This is a genomic window from Aeromonas sp. 1HA1 (genome assembly GCF_029237385.1).
Classification (GTDB): Bacteria; Pseudomonadota; Gammaproteobacteria; order Enterobacterales; family Aeromonadaceae; genus Aeromonas; species Aeromonas popoffii.
The window spans coordinates 1-13,601 of record NZ_JAACGC010000090.1 but is presented as its reverse complement, the minus strand read 5'-3'; the positions used below and the strand labels follow the sequence as shown (position 1 = coordinate 13,601).

At 59.2% G+C, this 13,601-nt stretch carries 10 protein-coding genes and 1 pseudogene; 7 read left to right on the top strand and 4 right to left on the bottom strand.

All coding sequences use genetic code 11. The features are described 5' to 3' along the window. The first annotated feature begins 79 nt into the window (after positions 1 to 79). On the top strand, positions 80 to 1,369 hold the full coding sequence (locus GWQ22_RS19230) for an MATE family efflux transporter (protein WP_275931321.1): 1,290 nt from the start codon (positions 80 to 82) through the stop codon (positions 1,367 to 1,369). 99 nt (positions 1,370 to 1,468) lie between these two features. On the opposite strand, the gene GWQ22_RS19225 is transcribed toward GWQ22_RS19230, so the two are convergent. Together GWQ22_RS19225 and GWQ22_RS19220 are read right to left on the bottom strand one after the other, a co-directional pair. Next, on the bottom strand, positions 1,469 to 2,293 hold the full coding sequence (locus tag GWQ22_RS19225; protein WP_275931320.1) for a M23 family metallopeptidase: 825 nt from the start codon (positions 2,291 to 2,293) through the stop codon (positions 1,469 to 1,471). A 47-nt stretch (positions 2,294 to 2,340) separates the two neighbouring features. After that, positions 2,341 to 3,186, bottom strand: coding sequence for a hypothetical protein (locus tag GWQ22_RS19220; protein ID WP_212512983.1), 846 nt, complete (start codon positions 3,184 to 3,186; stop codon positions 2,341 to 2,343). 177 nt (positions 3,187 to 3,363) lie between these two features. Between GWQ22_RS19220 and GWQ22_RS19215 the strand changes: the two genes are divergently transcribed. Further along, on the top strand, positions 3,364 to 4,140 hold the full coding sequence (locus tag GWQ22_RS19215) for a BPSS1780 family membrane protein (RefSeq protein WP_275931319.1): 777 nt from the start codon (positions 3,364 to 3,366) through the stop codon (positions 4,138 to 4,140). A 67-nt stretch (positions 4,141 to 4,207) separates the two neighbouring features. Here the strand turns inward: GWQ22_RS19215 and GWQ22_RS19210 are convergent, their stop codons facing one another. Beyond that, positions 4,208 to 5,107 carry a LysR family transcriptional regulator gene (locus GWQ22_RS19210; RefSeq protein WP_212512982.1) on the bottom strand — a complete coding sequence of 300 codons (900 nt, stop codon included), beginning with the start codon at positions 5,105 to 5,107 and terminating at the stop codon, positions 4,208 to 4,210. A 127-nt stretch (positions 5,108 to 5,234) separates the two neighbouring features. Between GWQ22_RS19210 and GWQ22_RS19205 the strand changes: the two genes are divergently transcribed. The 4 genes from GWQ22_RS19205 (at position 5,235) to oxyR (ending at position 9,733) form a co-directional block, all read left to right on the top strand. After that, positions 5,235 to 6,095 (top strand): Vmh family MBL fold metallo-hydrolase, encoded by an 861-nt coding sequence (locus GWQ22_RS19205; protein WP_108535753.1) that lies wholly within the window; start codon positions 5,235 to 5,237, stop codon positions 6,093 to 6,095. A gap of 81 nt (positions 6,096 to 6,176) precedes the next feature. Then, the gene (locus GWQ22_RS19200) at positions 6,177 to 6,812 is read left to right on the top strand and encodes a DsbA family protein (RefSeq protein ID WP_275931318.1); all 636 of its coding nucleotides are present in this window, start codon (positions 6,177 to 6,179) and stop codon (positions 6,810 to 6,812) included. Positions 6,813 to 7,034: 222 nt separating this feature from the next. After that, positions 7,035 to 8,675, top strand: coding sequence for a methyl-accepting chemotaxis protein (locus tag GWQ22_RS19195; protein WP_275931317.1), 1,641 nt, complete (start codon positions 7,035 to 7,037; stop codon positions 8,673 to 8,675). Between the two features lie 161 nt (positions 8,676 to 8,836). After that, positions 8,837 to 9,733 (top strand): DNA-binding transcriptional regulator OxyR, encoded by an 897-nt coding sequence (oxyR, locus tag GWQ22_RS19190; protein ID WP_275931316.1) that lies wholly within the window; start codon positions 8,837 to 8,839, stop codon positions 9,731 to 9,733. Between the two features lie 66 nt (positions 9,734 to 9,799). Here oxyR and GWQ22_RS19185 read toward each other — a convergent pair whose 3' ends face one another. Further along, positions 9,800 to 12,289 (bottom strand): PBP1A family penicillin-binding protein, encoded by a 2,490-nt coding sequence (locus tag GWQ22_RS19185; protein WP_275931315.1) that lies wholly within the window; start codon positions 12,287 to 12,289, stop codon positions 9,800 to 9,802. A 285-nt stretch (positions 12,290 to 12,574) separates the two neighbouring features. Between GWQ22_RS19185 and tapM the strand changes: the two are divergent. After that, positions 12,575 to 13,474 (top strand): annotated as a pseudogene (gene tapM / locus GWQ22_RS19180) (PilM family type IVa pilus assembly protein TapM); the annotation flags it as partial. Between the last annotated feature and the right edge of the window lie 127 nt (positions 13,475 to 13,601).

The following is a 13,601-nucleotide window of genomic DNA, read 5'->3' as shown; positions in this document are numbered from 1 at the left end:
GGATGCAAGATTTTGCCAGATCGATACCAATCGTTGTAATGTTCATCACGGTCGCCTCTCTCAATCAGTGGAAAGTTTCATTCGCCACTTTGACACGTTAGATGCCGTTTTGGGGAGGGGCGACCATCCCATTATAGATGGCATCTTTGTCGGCCATATTCTGGGCCAGAACGGGCTGGCTGGCATGATGCTGGCGTATCCCATCTGCGCCGTGCTCTATGCGGTGGGGGCGCTCATCGGTATGGGCTCCTCGTCCCTCGCTTCCTTCTACCTCGGCAAGGGGGAGCAAGCGAAGGCGCGCCACATAGTCGGCAATGCGCTGGTGATGGTGCTGATCGCTTCGGCCGTGCTCGCCTTCATCGGCATCCGTTATGGCGAGTCCATGCTGGCCTGGATGGGGGCCGAGGGGGAAATTTTCGATGCCGGCCTCGCTTATCTGCAGTGGTACGCTTGGCTCGGGGTGTTTGCCGTACTCTCCATGGCGTTCACTGCCCTGCTGCGCAATGACGGACGACCCGGTCTCGCTACCTGGATCCTGGTCGGCGGCGGCGTGCTCAACGTGCTGCTCGACTATCTGCTGATGGCTGTCCTCCCCTGGGGCCTCGCAGGAGCGGCCATCGCCACCATGCTCTCCCAGGCGGTGACCGGCGGCCTCTGTCTGTGGCACTTCTTCACTCCGCGCAGCCAGTTGCGTATTGGCTGGGATACGCTCATGCCGGATTGGCGACTGATGCGGGAGACACTGCGGCTCGGGGTATCGAGCTTTCTGATGTACCTCTACCTGTCGGTGGTGCTGGCGCTGCACAACAAGGCGCTGCTGGTGGTGGGCACCTCGCTGCACGTGGCCGCCTATGGCGTCATCAGCTACAGCGAGGCCTTCTTTTATCTCATCTTCGAGGGGATCGCCATGGGCATACAGCCCATCGCCAGCTTCAACGCCGGTGCGGGCAACTGGCAACGGGTACTGCGGGTGCGCAACCTGGCGCTGGGAGTCACCCTGCTGGTGGCGCTGTGCGGTATCATCCCGCTCTATCTCTGGCCGGAAGGGGTTGTCTATCTGTTTGTCGGCGACAACGCGGCCCTCTTGCCGGTGGCGAGCCTCGGCATCTGGCTCTACTTCTGGGGCCTGCCGATGGAAGGGCTATTGCTGGTAGGGGCCACCTACTTCCAGGCCATCAACCGGCCCCGCATCGCCTCCCTGCTCACCGGCGGCAAGCTGGTACTGATTGGCGGCTTCCTGTGGGGCTTCTCTTCCCTGTGGGGCGTGGCCGGGGTCTGGCTGGCGTTGCCGACTTGCAGCACTGTGCTGGTGCTGGTGATGTGGCGGGCCATGCGCAAGGAGGCCCGCCTGCACGCCGCCGCCACCTGATACACCGCCATCCCTCCATGAAAAAGGCAGCCCAGGCTGCCTTTTTCGTTTTATCCGGCCTGCTCATCACTGCAGATGGCCTGGATTGGCTATGTCGCGTCAGGGTTTGAAGGCCCCGATAAAGATGGCGGGATCGACGCGGGCATCGTTGAGACTGACGTTCCAGTGCATGTGGGGGCCAGTGGCGCGACCGGTGGCACCAACCCGGCCGACGATGCCGCCACGGGGCAGGCTCTGTCCCAGGGTCACATCGATCTTCGACATGTGGCAGAACATGCTGATCATCCCCTGGCCGTGGTCGACAAAGACGGTGTTGCCATTGAAAAAGTAGTTGCCGATCAGGATCACCTTGCCGGCGGCCGGGGCCTTGATCGGGGTACCGGAACCGACCGCGAAGTCGAGACCTGAGTGGGGGTTGCGCTCTTCACCGTTGAAGAAACGGCGCAGGCCGAACGGGCTGGAGAGCGGGCCCTGTACCGGTTTGTCGAACAGCAAGTTGCTGGGCTGGGTAGGGCTGAAGGTTTGGTAGGCACGGGTTTGCTCCGCCAGTTCGCGGTTGATGCGCACCATATCCTCGGCCAACGGATTGACCTGGCGGCCGTTCTTCAGCTTGATGTGCTGCTCGCGGTAGTGCTTGCTGCCGACCGTGAAACTGAGGGAGCGGCCATCATTCACCATCAGCGTATGAGCCCCTGGCTGGCCGTTGAGGGGAATGCCGACGATGGCTATCCAGCGGCGATCCTCTTCCCGCACCACCAGCACGGGCTTGTCCTGATAACGGGCGGCTGGGGCCTGCTCTGCATTGCCAAGCGGCACCACGGCAACGCCGCCCGGCACTGGATGGTTGAGCAGACGGCTGATAAATCCCTCGGCGAGGGCAGATTGGCTGGCCAGCAGTAACAAAATACAACAAACAACTCTTATGACGGTTCCACGCTATGGGCTGGGTCAAACGAACAAGGGTAAGGGCATCAGGAGGCTGGCTGGAAGCGCTGATAGATGGCCTCCATCTGGACCGATACCTCCTGGCGAACCAGCTCCAGCTCCAGCATCTCTTGCACGACTTTCAGTTGGCTCGGGTTGAGGAAGGCGCGGCTGCTCTCCAGCACACGCTGGGTATAGGCCTTCTGGTTCTCCAGATAGGTGCCGGCATCGCCACTCTCCTGCTGGGCCAGTTGCTGGTTGGCATCGCTCAGCAGACGCGTCAGGGATTGGCGCTGGGTCGGGGCCAGCAGCTCGCCGCGCTCCGCCAGTCGGCCCTGGATCTCCAGCAGGCGGTTGATGTCACCCGAGTAGAGCTCCTGTTCCAACCGGGTGCGCGTGTCGTCACCCAGCAGGTTGCTGATGTTGCTCCAGATGCGTTGGCTCTCCTGCTCGTAGGCATCGGGGTGATCGAAGCCAAGGCGATAGAGTTCGCGCAACTGCTCCTGCACCTGACCGCGCACGTCCTCCACCACGTCCAGCCGATCGAAAACGGTAGTGAGCTGGCTGCCCTGCTCGGCATCGTAGAGCCGTTCTATCAGCACAGAGCCGTCGCTGGACTGGCTCCACTGGCTGATGGCGGCCTCCAGCTCCGGATTGGGGGCCATGGCCTCCTGCGCGGGGGCGGATTCCCCCTGCGTGCCTTTGCCGGGTAGCTTGGCCATCAGGTTCTGACTGGCGCTCTGGCTGGCCGCTGTGTCGCACTGGACCACAGCGGCGTTTTCAGCGGAGTCGGGTTGCGGGTGAGACGCTCTGGTGGCGGGTTGAGCCTGCCATTGCCAGAGGTTGAGCAGCAGGGAAGCCAGCAGGATCGGTGCCAGATGAAGTGTACGCATCTTGGATTCTCTTGAATAAGTAAATGCCCCTTGCGCGGGGGTCTCTTATGATAACCGTAACGCCTGATACAAGCAGCCTTGATGTGCGAAGTGCCAACCCATGATCGTCCGCCATTGAGTCAGCCGTCCCATGGCTCTAGAATCAGCAGCCAGCCCGTCATCATCTGAGGAAACGTTATGAATGGATTGTCCCCCCTGCGCGCCGAGCTGGCCCGTCACCCCATCGGGCGTGGCTGGGTCTGGGTGCGATCTGGCTTCGATGTCTTCAACAAGGGCATGGGCGTCAGTGTCGCCATGGTCCTGATCTGGTTCGCGGTCGGTCTGCTGCTGGAACGCCTGCCGGCGGGTGGCCTTATCTCTCAGTTGCTCTACATGGTGTGGGGCGCGGGCTGGATGGTGGTAGCCCAGCGCGGCTACGAGGGCAATCAGCTCAAGTTTGCCGACTTCTTCGCCGGGTTTCGCAACAAGCTGACTCCGCTGATGCTGGGTGGCCTGCTGGTGCTGGCTCTGTTTACCCTGATCGGACTCATCTGCCTGGCGTTGCTCTCCATGTGGGGGTTGACCCCCCTGCTGACCCAGGATCCCGCATCCATGGTGGCGAGCGTGGCGCAGGTGCAGGGGCTGCTGCTCTGCCTGTTGCTGGGGTTAGCACTGCTGATCCCCGTACTGATGGCCATCACCTTCGCACCGGCCCTCATCTATTTCCATGATGTCGGCATATTGCAGGCCGCCAGGCTCAGCTTCAAAGGCTGTCTGATCAACATGTGGCCCTTCTTCTGGTGGGGGCTGATCGGCGCCGGGCTGATGCTGTTGGGTGCCGCCCTGATGTTGGTCGGCCTGCTGGTGGTGATACCGGCCCTCAACTACTCCATCTATGTGGCGTATCGGGATATCTATCTGGATGTGTCGCAGGAGGTACACACCGAGGCGCCGCTCACCGGCTTCGAAGCCTGATCCGGATGCAAGTGACCGGGATGTCATGATTAAAAAGGGGCCTGCGGGCCCCTTGTGCATGGTGACGTTACTCCTGCCACATGGGATCGGCCGCCATGCGCACTACCAGGAAATCGAGAAAGCTGCGCAAGAGGGGGGACATCTGCTTGCGGGTGCCATAGACCCCGTAGACCCCGAGTCGCTTGGGTTGCCACGCGTCGAGCAGCGGTACCAGGGCGCCACTCTCCAGGTGTGATTGCACCGAGTAGCGGGGCTGCATGCTGATGCCGGCACCACCCAGGGTCGCCTCCAGCAGCAGGTTGGAAATGTTGGCACTGAGATTGCCGCTGACCGGCACGGATTCAGGCCCGGCGGGCCCCTGAAACTCCCACAGGCTCTTGCCGAAATAGGTGTAGGTGAGGCAGTTGTGCAGGGCGAGATCCTGCACCTTGTGCGGGGTCGGGTGTCTGGCCAGATAGGCCGGGCTGGCACAGACCACGGAGTGGCAGGTGCCGAGCCGGCGGGCCACCAGGTTTGGATCCAGATCATTGGTGATGCGAATGGCCAGATCGATCCGCTCCTCCACCAGGTTGACGGTGCGGTCCAGCAGCAGGATATCGATAGCGGTACCGGCATACTGGGCCAGATAGTCGTTGGCGGCCCCCACCAGCAGGGCCTCGGAGAGAGAGTAACTGCTGGTGATGCGCAGTTGCCCCTTGGGCGCCTCATCGCCGCGAATGGCGATCTGCTCCATCTCCTCCCCCAATGCCAGCATGGCCCTGGCGCGGTTCAATGCCTCTTCCCCCGGGCCGGTCAGACTCAGGCGTCGCGTGGTGCGATGCAGCAGACGGGCTCCCATCCACTGCTCCAGTTCTGCGAGGTAGCGCGTCACCATGGCGCGTGACATCTCCAGCTTCTCCCCGGCGCCGCTCAGGCTACCTTGCTCGACTACGCTGACAAAGACCCGTAATGCGGTCAGTCGATCCATATGCAGGCCCTCTATATGCTCGATTAATGCAACAGTGATGCGCTTATTATGCTGTATTTGTACCGTTAATGATCCAATAAACTGTGTCCATCTGATGAACCCCTGATGACTTGATGAGGAATACCCGATGAACAACACCTTGATCCGCAACCTGACCCTGGCCACTACCCTGCTGAGTGGTGCCGCCATGGCCGCCCCCCTGAGCGTGACTGTCTACAACCCGGGCGAGAAGGCCATCTTCCCCGTCTCCTCTTCCCTGGTGGCCGGTGACAAAGAGGCCATTCTGATCGATGCCCAGTTTGATGTGAAAAATGGCCAGGCGCTGGTCGACATGATCAAGCAAAGTGGCAAGCAGCTGACCACCGTCTATATCAGCGCGGGTGATCCTGACTTCTACTTCGGTCTGGAGCCCATCATGGCGGCGTTTCCGCATGTCAAAGTGCTGGCTGACCAGCATGTGGTCGACCACATCAACAAGACCAAGGATGACAAGCTGACCTATTGGGGACCTATCCTGGGCGCAGGCTCACCCAAGACCCTGATAGTACCGGAAGTGATGACTGCCTCTTATCTGACCCTCGAAGGCGAGAAGATCGAGATCAAGGAGATGAACACGCCGACTGCTTACCTGTGGGCGCCGTCCATCAAGACAGCATTGGGCGGTGTGCCGGTTTATCACGGCGTCCACGTCTGGATGGCTGATAGCCAGACCAAGGAAGCCCGCGCTCATTGGGTGAAGACCCTCAACGAATTGCTGGCCATGAAACCCGATCGTGTCGTACCTGGCCACTTCCTGGGTGCTGAGCCCAAGGGCACTGAAGCCGTGACCTTTACCCGTGACTATGTCCAGCGCTTCGAGCAGGAGCTGGCCAAGTCCAAAAACTCTGGTGAGCTGATTGAAGGCTTGAAGAAAGCCTTCCCGTCCTTGCCGGTCGACGATGGTCTGGCCATCGGAGCCAAGGTCAACACCGGCGAAATGAAGTGGTAATTGCCTGACGCCTGCTTCCCTGTGTTTTTTACCGGGCCCTTGGGCCCGGTTTTTTTAGCCAAACAATCGAGAATGAATCACATGAACGAGACAAGCCTGCATTACGTCTATGACCCCCTCTGTGGCTGGTGCTATGGCGCAGCCCCCTTGCTGCAAGCGGCGGCCGGGATTTCTGGTCTTCACATCGAATTGCATGCTGGCGGCCTCTGGCTGGGCGAGCGTCGTCAGCCCATGGGTCAGGCCCTGCGTGACTATGTCCGCCCTCATGATGAGCGGATCCAGGCTCTGACTGGCCAGCCCTTCGGCGAGCACTATTTCAACGAGTTGCTGCTGCGCGATGGCTTGCTGCTCGACTCGGAGCAACCCATCCGCGCCATCCTGGCTATGTCGGCGTTGGGCGGCAAGGGCTTGACCCTGCTGCATCGTATCCAGCAGTCCCACTATCGTGATGGCATCTGGATCGGTTCCCTCGAGCACCTGAGCAGCCTGGCGGCAGAGCAGGGCATGGATGCCGCGGCATTTGCAGATGCTTATCAGAACGTGGATCTGGCTGGTCATCTGGCAGACAGCCAGCGCTGGATGCGTCGCCTCGGTGGACAGGGCTACCCCACGCTGGGTCTGGTACAAGGGGACAAGGTGACGCCGCTGTCCGCCTCTTCCTTCCTGGGGGAGCCAGCGGCCTTTACCCGTCAGATCCAGGCCGTGATGGGACGCTGAATCCGTGTCCCGTCTATTGGCGAACGGGATGCAAGGTGAACCCTGGCTGAGGGGGCGATGTTTCCTACCTTCTTGGTCTTCATGTTATCTGCTGGCGTGACGATATATTGACTAGCGGAGAGTTTATAAATCATCCGCTTGCGATCATAACGCTACGTTCTACGGGGATAGCTCGGGAGTTCGGCTCCACGGGTTTGCGTCTAGCCGCCAAGGATATCAATCATGTTCAAAAATATGTCTATAGCTCAGAAGTTGAGTGCCGGCTTTGCCGTATTGGCACTGCTAGTGGTCGGGCTTGCCTGGTTTTCCATCACTCAGTTGTCCCGCCTCTACGCAGATACTGCCGCCATCTCAGAGAATTTGCTGCCATCGACCCGTTATGCCAGCCAGATGCATGTGGCCATTCTTGATGCCCGTCGCTCTGAGTTGGCAATAGTGATTGGTGGTTTGAATAATGACATGCAGGAAGTGAGTGAGCGCACGGCCACCTTTAACCAGGCGAAGCAAGAGTTTGACTCGGCTGCACAACATTATGGCGCGCTGCCGTTTGCATCAGATGAAGATAAACAAAACTATGAACAGCTGATTGCTGCCGGTGCCAAGTATTTTTCTATGCATAAGGAGCTGATGGCGGCCATTGCCAGTGGGGACCTCGAGCGGGTCAAGGGTTTGCGTAAAAACGAGACTCGTGTTGCCCTGGAGGAGGTGGGCTCCAAATCCTATCGTATGCGCGAGATCAACAACGAGGTTGCCAGTGGCATGGTCAAATCGGTCGCCGAGCTTTACAGCAACTCGCGCAACATGAGTATCCTGGTGGGGGTGGTGACGCTGGCGTTTGTCGTCATCGTGGCCTGGTTGCTGACCGGCCAGATCCGCAATCCCGTCATGGCCCTGCTGGAGCAGACTCGCAAGGTATCGGCGGGTGATCTGGCGGCTCACCTCGACTTGAAACAGTTCAACAACGACGAGCTGGGCCAGCTAGCCAAGGGCTTTGGCGAGATGCAGGGCAGTCTGCGCAACCTGGTCAGCGAGGTGTCCGGTTCCGTGGTGCAGCTCAGTTCGGCGGCCGAACAGATCAGCGCCGTGGCCCGTCAATCCGCCACCAACATGAACAATCAGCAGCATGAGCTGAATCAGCTGGCCACCGCCATGAACGAGATGCAGGCCACCGTGCAGGAGGTGTCTCGCAATACCAGTGATGCCGCCGGTGCCGCGACCCAGGCCAGCAGCACGGCCGAGCTGGGAGCTCGCACCGTCAATGACTCCATCAAGCGCATTGAGCAGGTAGCCGGCGCTATTGAGAGCACGGCTGTGGTTATCCGTCAGCTCGGTGATGACAGCCGCAACATCGGTATGGTACTGGAGGTGATCCGCGGTATCGCCGAACAGACCAACCTGCTGGCATTGAACGCCGCCATCGAGGCTGCCCGGGCTGGTGAACAGGGCCGTGGTTTCGCCGTGGTGGCCGATGAGGTACGTACCCTGGCGAAGCGGACTCAGGATTCCACTTCCCAGATCAACACCATCATTGCCGAGCTGCAGCAGCGGGCCGAGCAGGCTGGCACCACAATGCAGCAGAGCCAGGAGATGATGAACTCCACCGTGAGCACGGCGCGGGAGGCGGGAGCGTCCATTTCCGAGATCAGCGGCTCTGTGGAGAGCATCTCCCACATGAATATCCAGATCGCGACCGCGACCGAAGAGCAGGGTGCGGTGAGCGAAGAGCTCAACCGCAACGTGGTCAACATCAGCCATGCCTCGGAAGAGGTGGCGGCGGGGGCAACCCAGATGGCACAGGCCTGTAACGAGCTCAACCATCTGGCGACTCAGTTGCAGGAGATGGTACGTCGCTTCCGGGTGTAATGATGGTTTGATACTCGCCGCTTGAGCGGGCCCGGATCCTGGATCCGGGCCCGCTTTGTTTTTCCATCCGGCCCTCTTTTTCCATTCAGTCGCCATATCTTGTCCCTTCTCTCTTTCTTGGGCATGCTAATGGCCCAATTGGTTGGCAGGATTCTGGATGTATGAACCTTCGCGATCTCGAGTATTTGGTTGCCTTGGAAGAGGAGAAGCATTTTCGCAAGGCAGCGGAGCGTTGCTTCGTCAGCCAACCCACCCTGAGCGGCCAGCTGCGCAAACTGGAAGATGAACTGGGGGTGATCCTGATTGAGCGCACCTCGCGCAAGGTGCTGTTTACCCCGGCCGGTGACGCCATGGCCCATCAGGCCCGCAAGGTGCTAAAAGAGGTGCGGGAGCTCAAGAGCATAGGCCAGCACTTTGCCGAGCCCATGTCTGGTGAGATCCATATCGGTTTCATTCCCACAGTCGGTCCCTATCTGCTGCCCCACATCATCCAGGATCTGCGCGAGCATTTTCCCAAGCTGGAGTTCTATCTCTATGAGGAGCAGACCCAGGTGCTGCTTAAGCGGTTGGAAGAAGGGGCGCTGGATTGTCTCATCCTCGCCGAACTTGAGGGTATGGAAGGGTTTAGCTCTATTCCTCTCTATCAGGAGCCCATGTGGCTGGCGGTACCGCAACATCACCCGGAAGCCAGGGCCAAGTCGGTGCCGCTTAGTAACCTCAAGGGCAAGAAGCTGCTGATGCTGGCCGATGGCCACTGTCTGAGGGATCAGGCGATGGGGTTCTGCTTTGCCGCCGGTATCGGTGAGGATCAGCGTTTCAAGGGCACCAGCCTGGAGACGCTGCGCAACATGGTCGCCGCGGGCAGCGGCATGACGCTGGTGCCCAAATTGGCCGTGCCTGCCAATGTGGAGGAAGGCGGCGTCAGCTATCGCCCCGTGATTGACCCCGTGCCAGGTCGTGCCATCTCGTTGCTCTATCGCCACTATTCGGTACGCAGGCCCTGCTTCAATGAGCTGGCTGCCCGCATCTCCAGCCTGATGAAGAGCCAGCTCGGCTAGCAGCAACGCAGCCGTGGCCATAAAAAAACCGGCGCCTGGCGCCGGTTTTTTATCTTGATCTTTCGCTTAGAAGATATCGTCGGTAGAGACGGGCCTGTCAGTGGGCGAGCCGTCGCCGCCATAGACCTGATTGCCGTCCGAGCTGTGGGTCGCATAGCGGGTCGGTTCAGTTCCTTCCTTGAAGAACTCCTCCTTGCTGCTGTCATCGGTGCGGTTGGTCAACAGACCTGTTTCGCGATCGATCCGTACCCTGATGATCCCCTCGGGGGCCGGCATCTTGCGTTCGGGCACCTGTTTGAGCGCCGTCTTCATGAAGTCGATCCAGATAGGTTGGGCTGCGCCGCCGCCGAATTCGCCCCGGCCAAGACCACGCTGGTGGTTGTCAAAACCGATCCAGGAAGTGGCGACCAAGTTCGGTGTGTAACCGGAGAACCAGGCGTCGCGGGATTCGTTGGTTGTCCCCGTCTTGCCCGAGATGTCGTGACGCTTGAGGTCACGAGCCGCCCGCCAACCAGTTCCGCGCCAGCCGTTGCCACCCCAGATGGCGCTGGTCAGGGTATCCGTGATCAGGAAAGTGCTCTGGGCACTGACGGTCTGTGGTGCCAGGTTATTGGGCACAACAGGATCGATCGGGCACTGGGCCTTCCAGTCGCCGCTGGTATTGGCATAGGCATCGGCACTGTCGAGACCGGCCGCGGCCAGCACGCCGCAATCACGACAGGCGGCGGCAGGGTTGGCTTGGAACAGGGGTTGTCCGAGGCTGTCGATCACGTCTGTGATGAAATAGGGGGTGACCTGGAAGCCGCCGTTGGCCATGACGGAATAACCGCGCACCACTTCCAGCGGGGTGAATTCGGCGGCACCCAGCGCCAGGGATTCATTGCGGGAGATGGTATCGCGCGCGAACCCGAAGCGGGTCAGGCCGTCGATATAGGTGTCCAGACCGATGGCGCGCATCAGCCGCACTGACATCACGTTCTTGGACTTGGCAAGACCGAGGCGCAGCGAGGTGGGGCCTTCGTAGATAGCAGGGGAGTTTTTGGGCTGCCACATGGGGCCCTTGGAGGGATCCCACTGGTTGATCGGCGCATCATTGATGAGGGAGGCCAGGGTATAGCCCTGTTCCAGCGCGGTAGCATAGAGGAAGGGCTTGATGTTGGAGCCTATCTGACGGCGTGCCTGATCGACCCGGTTGAACTTGGACAGCTCAAAGCTGAAGCCGCCAACCAGCCCCTCGATGGCGCCATCCTGCGGGTCCATGGCCACCAGGGCGGCGTTGACTTCGGGGATCTGGGAGAGCAGCAACTCTTCACCCTTCTCCCGTACCCAGATTTGGGCGCCGACTTTCAGCATATCGTGGGCGGAGCGGGGGGCGAAGCCCTGGCGATCATCGGTGATGAAGGCGCGAGCCCATTTGATGCCGTTCCAGCCGAGTTCTGCCTGTTTGCCATTTTTCAGCACCAGAGTTGCACTCTTGTCACCCACTTGGGTGACCACAGCGGCCATCAGGGGCTGGTAAGTGGGCTGCTTGGCCAGGTGCGCCATGATCTGGTCGTAATCCCAGTCGGCTTCTCCCGCTTTCCAGAGCTGGGCTGTCGTGCCACGGTAGCCATGACGGGTATCGTAGTCGAACACCCCATCCAGCAGGGCCTGGCGGGCGGCACGCTGACGCTTGGCAGTGACAGTGGTGTAGACGTGAAGGCCCATGGTGTAGGCATCTTCACCGAACTGCTCCACCATCTTTTGGCGCACCATCTCCCCCAGATAAGGGGCATTGAGGGTTATCTCGGCGCCGTGAAAACGGGCCTTGATCGGCATCTTGGAGGCCTCGTCATATTGGGCCCTGGTGATCTTGCCGGTTTCCAGCATGCGACCCAGCACCACGTTGCGACGGGCGAAGGCGCGCTCCGGTGAGCGGATCGGGTTCAACATGGACGGTGCCTTTGGCAGGCCGGCTATGATGGCGATCTCGTCCAGAGTCAGGTCTTTGACCTCTTTGCCGAAGTAGACCTGAGCGGCTGCGCCTACCCCAAACGCGCGATAACCGAGCGGTATCTTGTTGAGGTAGAGCTGCAGTATCTCGTCCTTGGAAAGATTCTGCTCGATACGCCAGGCCAGGAATACCTCCTTGATCTTGCGCACTATGGTCTTCTCATTGCTCAGGAAGAAGTTACGGGCGACCTGCTGGGTGATGGTACTGGCGCCCTGACGGGCATGGCCGGAGACGGCCCAGACAGTAGCCGCTCGAATGATACCGATCGGATCTATGCCCGGGTGCTCATAGAAGCGGGCATCCTCGGTCGCGAGCACTGCGTCTATCATGGACTGGGGTATTTCATCCAAATGCAGCGGGATGCGACGAATTTCGCCAAATTGGGAGATCAATTCCCCATCCCGGCTGTACACCTTCATCGGGGTGGCCAGCTTGACGTCGCGCAGCGCGGTCACATCGGGCAACTGGGGCTTGATGTAGAAGTAGATACCGATGAGGCTGGCAACACCCAGCACAGCACCCAGCATCATGACAATAAACAGGCGTACGAGCCATTTCAGCATGGAAGAACTACCAATCGTCTTAAAATTAGCCAACGGGCGCAGAGTATAGCCCTTTTGCCTCAGGGAATTCGAGGTTTTCCTGTCAGCAGTCAGGCTCCCCGAGAAGAGGCGGGAGGTTAGCATTCTGTGGCTCAATAACCAAGAGGAGGCCAGTGCGACAAGAAAGCGAAGTGCATCACTTTTTGGCGTAAACTTTATGATATTGATAGATATAGTATTTAGGATGAGTTAAGACATCATCAGCTGATTGGCTGTCTTGCAATCACTTCTAAAACCCAATAACGCATGGACGTGTATATGTTTGGGCTATTCAGTAAAGGTTACATGTTGCCCTTGGCGGGCATTGATTTTGGGAGCCAGACCATCAAGGCCGTCACTATCACCGGGCGCCTTGGCAAGCTGCATTTCGAATCTGTGGCCGAAGTGGCGACCCCCAAGGGGACGCTGGTCGATTATCAGTTGCAGGACATAGAACGGGTCAGCCAGTCTCTCAAAACCCTCAAGCGTCTTATCAGTGGCAACAGCCAATATGCGGCAACGGCCGTCACGGGTTCCAATGTGATCACCAAGGTCATTCAGGTTGATACGCGCCTCAGCGAAAACGAGTTGGAAAATCAGGTCCAACAGGAAGCAGAGCAGATAATTCCCTTTCCCCTCGACGAAGTGAGCCTGGACTTTGAAATCATCGGCATGGTCAATGATCAGGATCGTCAGGAGGTACTGCTGAGTGCGGCCCGCACCGAGAGCGTGAGTGGTCGAGTCACCGCCTTGGCGGAAGCCGGGATGATCACCAAGGTGGTGGACGTTGGAGCGCATGCTTTGGGCCGCGCCGTACTCGCCTGTCTGCCTGATTTGCTTACCTGGGAAAAACCGGTCGGTGTTATCGATATTGGCGCCAGCGCAATGACGTTTGTTGCGTTAATCAAAGGTCAGACAACGTATTCAAGAATTCAGAACTTTGGCGGTGATCAATATAGCCAGGCATTGTCCTCTTTCTATCAAATGAGTCTGGAGGAGGCTGAGCTTGCCAAGATGAAGGACACTCTGCCTGCCGACTATGAACTGGACGTGTTATTACCCTATATCAATGCCTTGTTGCAACAAATCAGGCGTAACGTTCAACTGTTTTGCAGCTCCTCCGGACACAGGGAGCTATCCAAGCTGGTGCTGACTGGCGGTGGCAGTCGAGTTATGGTGATTTCTGGTGTATGGGGGAGATAGAGAAGGTGGCGTATCCTGCTGATTGATTCCCGCGAAGAATCTCAATTAACAGAGGTGATACGCCATGACCAATTCTACCCTCAGAGTCCTG

Excerpts from the sequence above, each read along its gene's own strand:
- GWQ22_RS19215 (WP_275931319.1), top strand. The coding sequence starts at position 3,364 with ATGAATGGATTGTCCCCCCTGCGCGCCGAGCTGGCCCGTCACCCCATC.
- GWQ22_RS19210 (WP_212512982.1), bottom strand. The coding sequence starts at position 5,107 with ATGGATCGACTGACCGCATTACGGGTCTTTGTCAGCGTAGTCGAGCAA.
- GWQ22_RS19185 (WP_275931315.1), bottom strand. The coding sequence starts at position 12,289 with ATGCTGAAATGGCTCGTACGCCTGTTTATTGTCATGATGCTGGGTGCT.
- GWQ22_RS19220 (WP_212512983.1), bottom strand. The coding sequence starts at position 3,186 with ATGCGTACACTTCATCTGGCACCGATCCTGCTGGCTTCCCTGCTGCTC.
- GWQ22_RS19205 (WP_108535753.1), top strand. The coding sequence starts at position 5,235 with ATGAACAACACCTTGATCCGCAACCTGACCCTGGCCACTACCCTGCTG.
- oxyR (WP_275931316.1), top strand. The coding sequence starts at position 8,837 with ATGAACCTTCGCGATCTCGAGTATTTGGTTGCCTTGGAAGAGGAGAAG.
- GWQ22_RS19200 (WP_275931318.1), top strand. The coding sequence starts at position 6,177 with ATGAACGAGACAAGCCTGCATTACGTCTATGACCCCCTCTGTGGCTGG.
- GWQ22_RS19195 (WP_275931317.1), top strand. The coding sequence starts at position 7,035 with ATGTTCAAAAATATGTCTATAGCTCAGAAGTTGAGTGCCGGCTTTGCC.